Origin of the sequence: Lactobacillus sp. B4015 (assembly GCF_026536055.1) — a bacterium.
In the GTDB taxonomy this organism is placed as follows: domain Bacteria; phylum Bacillota; class Bacilli; order Lactobacillales; family Lactobacillaceae; genus Lactobacillus; species Lactobacillus panisapium.
Genome location: NZ_JAFNOY010000015.1, coordinates 1 through 6,511, shown reverse-complemented (window position 1 = coordinate 6,511; position 6,511 = coordinate 1). Strand labels below are relative to the sequence as shown.

5 protein-coding genes are annotated in these 6,511 nt (G+C 35.5%); 1 reads left to right on the top strand and 4 read right to left on the bottom strand.

What is annotated here, in order from left to right:
- Positions 1-91: 91 nt before the first annotated feature.
- A complete protein-coding gene (locus J3U71_RS11490) occupies positions 92-1,081 on the bottom strand; it encodes an SLAP domain-containing protein (protein ID WP_267394622.1) in 990 nt (329 codons plus the stop codon).
- 1,162 nt (positions 1,082-2,243) lie between these two features.
- Here J3U71_RS11490 and J3U71_RS11485 point away from each other — a divergent pair.
- Positions 2,244-2,753: a hypothetical protein gene (locus J3U71_RS11485; protein WP_267394624.1), complete on the top strand. Its 510-nt coding sequence runs from the start codon at positions 2,244-2,246 to the stop codon at positions 2,751-2,753.
- A gap of 286 nt (positions 2,754-3,039) precedes the next feature.
- On the opposite strand, the gene J3U71_RS11480 is transcribed toward J3U71_RS11485, so the two are convergent.
- From J3U71_RS11480 to J3U71_RS11470, 3 genes are read right to left on the bottom strand one after another with little or no spacing between them, the layout of a single operon-like run.
- Positions 3,040-4,545 (bottom strand): FtsK/SpoIIIE domain-containing protein, encoded by a 1,506-nt coding sequence (locus J3U71_RS11480; protein WP_267394626.1) that lies wholly within the window; start codon positions 4,543-4,545, stop codon positions 3,040-3,042.
- Positions 4,546-4,560: 15 nt separating this feature from the next.
- The gene (locus tag J3U71_RS11475) at positions 4,561-4,884 is read right to left on the bottom strand and encodes a hypothetical protein (protein WP_267394628.1); all 324 of its coding nucleotides are present in this window, start codon (positions 4,882-4,884) and stop codon (positions 4,561-4,563) included.
- Positions 4,885-4,934: 50 nt separating this feature from the next.
- Positions 4,935-5,924: a hypothetical protein gene (locus tag J3U71_RS11470; RefSeq protein WP_267394630.1), complete on the bottom strand. Its 990-nt coding sequence runs from the start codon at positions 5,922-5,924 to the stop codon at positions 4,935-4,937.
- Positions 5,925-6,511: the final 587 nt, after the last annotated feature.

Below are 6,511 nucleotides of genomic sequence, written 5' to 3'. Positions count from 1 at the left end.
TATTGACATAGCAATTTACTTATTCTTAAACTAACTATAGCAAAAAACAGTTTAGACTTTAATGCCTAAACTGTTCTGCCTTTAGCTATTTTTATTTTGCCACATTAACGACTCTGATGTAACGGTTTTTAGCAATCCGATAGAATGTCTTGCCTTTAATGCGATATACTTTGCCGTTAATTTTAACCACGCTACCTTTCTTTAGCAATTTCTTAGAAACACGTTTGCCCTTATGAGTATAGCGGTAAGATGCTTTGCGTAGTTTCACATAGTGTGATTTGCTTGTTGGGATGGTTGGTGACGGGGTAGTAGTACTTGAGCCTGAACCCGTAGTAGGAGTAGTAGGATTAGTGCTTGGTGATGTAGGCTTATCAACGGCGCCTGAATCAGTTAAGTGACCTGTCTTCTTATAGTTAGCAGTTACTTGATTAACATAGGCAGTTGCTTGGTCAACATATTCTTGAGAAGCACCAATAGAATATGCTTTATCCTCTTGTTTACCGATTAATGCAACTAGTTCACGTTCTTTATTAGTAAGATGATTAAAGTCTACTACTGATCTATATTCAGCCATTGCCTTTTTAAAGGCACTTACATCAGCATGCGTAACATCCGGATTACTATTATCTACTGGATGAAAATCACTTGATGATAAATCCGTATCATTTATTGCATTGTTAACTAATGTCACACTATCTGATGGATAATCTTGCAGATTCCAGTCTCCAACATTGACATAGGTCTCTGAAATTTTGCCACCGGCTGCATCCTGAATTCCCTGTAGACCTGGAGTACCACCAATTACAGAAGTTAAGTAAAACACATGGCTTGGCAAAGACTTAGGTGGCTGTGATAATGAATATGTATCACGAACGACCTTAGTACCAGCTCTGTAAATATGTCCAGATGGCCCTCTTAAATCATATTTTAATGTCCCATATTGGATCCATACTTTGGTGCCATAAGCATTATTAGCACTTGCCGTGTAGGTATTTTCTTTAATGATTGAAGTTGTGCCGACGCCAGTTAAAGCCACGCCACATAAAGCAATGGCGATTCTTTTTGCTATTTTTTTATCCATTATTATTTCTCCTAACTTATTTATTTTTCTAGTTATCATAATAATAGATCAATTTTGTTATAATGACTAGCGGAGGCAACATAGCCTATCTAATAAGATAGGAGGTGAAGCCCATGGATTATATCAAACTTTTCATACAATTTATTCTTGATATCGTCAAAGCGACAGTTATAACTTTGATAGAAAGGCATTTATCAAATGCTAAAGTTAAGAATAAAAAAAGAAGCAAGTAATTTGCCTCCATTGCTTTTATTTTAAAATAACTCATAAAAAAAGCTCTATTATGACGAATAGGGCTTTTTTGTGTGATTCCCATGGAATCCCATAACTTTTCATACAAACTTATTTTAACACAGATATGATGAAGCTAAAAGGAAAGTATCACGAATAAAAAATTAAAACTGTTAATTTCGAATCTTAAATGATAAAATAGAACGTAAATAAGAGAATACAAAAAAAGGATTAATAGCACTGACAATACTATTAATCCCGCTCAATTAACTAAACACAGTAGTTAATCAAGTTTTTTCAACGTTGTTACACAGTATTATACATGCGTTGGAAAATATAATCAAGATTAAAAAGACTAAACGGTGTTGAATAAGTTAATTCAGCCCGTTTTTTATTTGCAATGGTTTTCAAGACGGTTATAAAAGCCTTTAAAATGGTCAAATCATTGGTTTAGTGTAGCCGTCGTAAAAAAGTGCACCCGTGGTAATCTGATAGGATTTAGTATATATAATTATATAAATAATATGCTAATGGCTCAGATGAAAACGTCAAGTGGTGACTACGACCAGACTAGCCATAAAGTCAAATGGTAGGGGCGCGAACGTGTGTCGTACGCTAGGTAGCAAGTCTGCAAAAATCTTAGCGTATGAGGATTATGTAGCCAGTACTATAACGAGTGTTTGAAAATGCCTTGACTCTAACTCAAGATGAAATAATACTGGTAGCCTGGGCACAATGGGCTAGATTACAAATTACATACCGTCTATAACAAGACGGAACTGTTAATGTCTACAGTTTTTTATACCTGCAAGGGTATAACTGTCTGTGTGCTCACTCTTTTCGCTTATCATTTTCTGTTTGCAAGGGGCTATGCTGCGTATGATAATATATAAAAATATAAAGATTTATATAACATTATGGAAGAATATATATGAAAAATATACGACAAATCATTGAATTGATAGCACCTGATGCATCAAATAAGGAAGTTGCACAATATAGAACAAAAATAAATACATATATAAAAAAATATAAAATTATATATAAAAAAAAGAATAATAAGATAGTTTTATCTGATGAAGACGCAGATGAAGTTGTTAAACATTTTAAATTGAATGACAGTAAATTAAGATCGGAAAATGATAATTTTGTTGGTGCTGATTATATTCGTCAATTAAGGAAACAAATTGAAGACCAGCAGAAAACTATTGACCGTTTGAATAATCAGTATTTGGCGAAGGTTGAACAGCAAAATAGGCAACTAATAGAAACGAATAAAGCTTTAAGTGATAAGTTTGATACGTTAATGCAATTAATGAATCAACAACAACAGTTGCATGGTCGAGACCAGATAGTAGAAAAGCAAGGTTTTATTGAAGGTCACAGCGATAATACTGTCAAACATGAATCTTGCCATTGGTGGAATAAGTTGTTTAAGTAGACGTAAAAACATACCAAGTGATTGAAAAATTGCTCAGAATTGCTTAAAATGCGTTCTAAGGCATCTGCAGGATTCAAAAATAAAATTAGACGATAGGAGAATTAGTGATTTTTATCACAAACTTTCTTTAAAAAATGAAAAAGAAAAGAACCCTACTAGGAGTAGGATTCTAATAATAACGTACCCGAGATTTTTCACCGATTAACTCTAACTGAAAATCTCATCGGCGCAAACCCTTGGGGGCGTAAGTGCTTTACATAATGTCTGTTTTACGAAGTTCAGAACTTCACATGATATAGACAATACGGTCGCCTGCTCGGTCAAGATTATATTGGATTTCAAGCATAATATCTTCATTGTAAATGCCAATAGTTAATGCCTGGTTAACGGCATCAATACAAGCTTTAATAACGCTTAAAACGGGTTTACAAGTGGTTGACTGAGTCACTTTTATTAACTCGTCTTTGATTTGCATTAGTTTCTGTGGGTCAAAATCATGTGATTCAAGCATTTCATCTATTAATTTGCCAGCTGTCATGATTCGCTGTCTTGGCGTAGGTTGAAAGGCTTTGACAACGTTAGATAGGTTGAAGCTAGGCACGTAGAACTGCTCAGGTATTCGCATATTATTACGTTGATAGAAGCCACCACCAACTTGATTAATTTGCGGTAGATTTGTGCTAGCTTGGGAACCAAATAGCATAGCAGTAGTGGTAGAGTCACTATTGCCAAGCAAAATCTTCAAATTGCAATTCGCCCGGATATTTGAAGTTAAACCAGAATCAGTTGATGCTCGTTGCAGACTGATAATCACAAGAATACTAGCTTGACGAGCTTTTTGGACTAGTTGGGTCATGTAACTTTCAATTTCACTTTTAATTTCTTTGTCGTATTTGCTGTTCCCTAGACTAGCCAATAATGAGGAATACTCATCAATGATAATAAACTGTGGGGCAAAGCCCAAATCTAAAGCGGTTTTGCCGATGGAGTCAGGAAGCGTCTGCATAGCTTGATACCGTTCGTTCATATTTTTAACAGCTTCATCCAGCATGTTGGCTATTTCTATCGGTGTTTGTGCAACTTGATAACTAGCTTGAGGCGCAATTGCTGCAACATAATCTTTTAGATCCGAAAACTTAGGGTCGGCGACATAAAGCATGGGACTATACCTACTTGTATACAATTTTGGTATAATCTCGGCTATTAGCAATTCTAGGGTAGCTGTCTTTCCTGTACCACTAACACCACTGAGCAGAACCGGTTCACAGTGATTCAAATCGATGGTCAAATTTCCTAAATCTAACTTGTCATATGGAATGTGGGATAGCTGTTCTACGGACATGCTGAGAGGAGCAGCTACACAACGGTCAAAGCGATAACAAGTGGCACCGTCTGGGTCAGTTAATTGACCTAGCAAAGGTAAATGAAACTCACTTGATTCAGCAATTAACTGCATTAAATTGCCGACTTTATCACCATAATTTGCCGTTCCAGTATCAAGACGCAAATCAAGGTAATGAGTGTAGTATCGAATATACAGACCGGGATAGCTGACGGGGTATCCATTAGTATCTGTGGTATAACAGTGATTATTTTCTATTGCTTGACGCATGAACCGTGCAATATGAGCTTCAAGTTCATTTCTACAGTGTTTGAAAATCAAACCATTGCCCCTAAGGTCGATTTGATGCCAATTGCCATTAGGCGTAGTAGTTCCCTGATGCTTCAGCTTTAAAGCAATTTTAGCTTTAATTATTTCATCTAATTTATCTGATACGGTTTTATCTTTCATTTTTAATTACCTCAATTAAGCTTTTTTGACAGCATTAATCGCATCAGCGGTTGCAGTAATTCCCACTTCTGCTGCATTATGATAATCCGGATAGAGTTTTACCTGTAAGTTTTTGAAACTGATTGGCTGCATTTTAGGTTCAAGACTAACTGAATCGTTAGCGACATGAACGTTAATCTTGTCCAATTGATGACCTGTCATGGCAACTGTGTATGTGGTACCTAGTATCTTGCCTGTTTTCTTGCCAGCTTGATATTCTAACCAGGGCTTTGAATCTACTAATAGAAAACCGTTGAAACCTGATTTTTCTGTGTCTAGATACATTTCATTGATAATCATATATGTTTCTCCTATATAATAATATTTTTTTAATAATAATAAATTGGTAATTATCTGATACCTAAGTATTGCAACATTGTTTTGCCATTTAACATATGAGTGATAGATTTACTATCTTGTTTGTTTAGCCTGAAGAGCAAAGCTACTTTGTCAGCAACGACAGGGTCTCGATGATAATACTTCTGTTTGACACTAATACCGAAGTCATCTTGATTCATTCTTGGAATTAGTAGGTCATAGCTTTTCGCCCCCGTACACTGCCATCCTTCTACCGCCACCATCTGATTCAACTGGTCAGCGGACATGTAGATAGTCTGCGGCTGTTCACAATTTCTCGAATGACGACCAACATGTGTGAAAGCATGGTAATAACCGAGTCTGCCACCTTTTTCTATCATATGTTCATGATTAGCTGTCCATGTAGTTGAATCTTTCATTTCATTTTCTTCGGTTGGATCAACAACTATATTAGTCAAATAAGCGGTTAGATAGGCACCAATATTGGTTACATTGTCAATTGCAGTAGTTTTTGTGAAACCGCAGCCCCAGAGAGTTGCAAGCATAGTATTCGCAATGAAAATCCGTTTGCGGTCTTTCCATTTCAACAAGCAGTGTAAATGCCAAGTACCATCTGCTTGTGGTTCTAGTGCGGAAAACCACACTAAATTAGCCGTGGTTACGTAAGTTTTACGTTTAATTCGCTTGATGAAACGGTCAAAATCAGCATTAACCTTTTTGATATCCTTGCCACGCTGGCGGTCACGATATGTCAGCGTCAAAAATAATTCGTTAGTAGCACCCGTAAAATTGCAATTGATGATGTCACGATTCCGTTTGAATGATTTTTTCAGAGTTGAAATGTTATCGGTGCGTTTAGTAGCTTTCATTTGATGTGGTCTGTGCTCATGTATTCCATTAGAACCATTCTTGGCGCTAGTCCAAGAAGCATATATATCAGTCTTTGTCTTAGTAATATTAATTAAATCCGACTGAGTAAAAACCACATCTTTTGGTTTGGTTACAATATTTTGGGCTTGCATCTATTATTCACCCCCATCTAAGTTATAGCTTCTTTTGGGACGAAAATTAGTATTTGAAATTAATCTGGCGTTAAACTTTTGTAATAATCAAGTTAATAGTGCAAGCCTTGCCAGGCTTGCATTTCCAAGCTTTGCTTGCACTCACGTGCGCAAGCTTGAAAAGCTGATTCTTTAAATCTAGCTTTTTAGATTTTAATGAGTAAACAAAAAAGGATAGTCCATTAAAGCTATCCTTTTAATCGATAAAATTAATCGATAAAACAAAAGTATAATATATTAATTTATAGTCTATATTTTGATAAAAGGCAAAACCAAATTAGGCTAGTAAAGCCAACTAATAATAAAGCTAGCATTAGTGCTAATCCACCAATGACCATGAGTACAATAAAAGCAACTACTAAGTCTAATGGATTAGACACATGACTAAATAATGTATTAAGCGTTTCAATGAAATTATTAAAAAAACTCGTCATGACTAATCACATCCTTTCTAGAATTAGAATATTGACATAGCAATTTACTTATTCTTAAACTAACTATAGCAAAAAACAGTTTAGACTTTAATGCCTAAACTGTTCTGCCTTTAG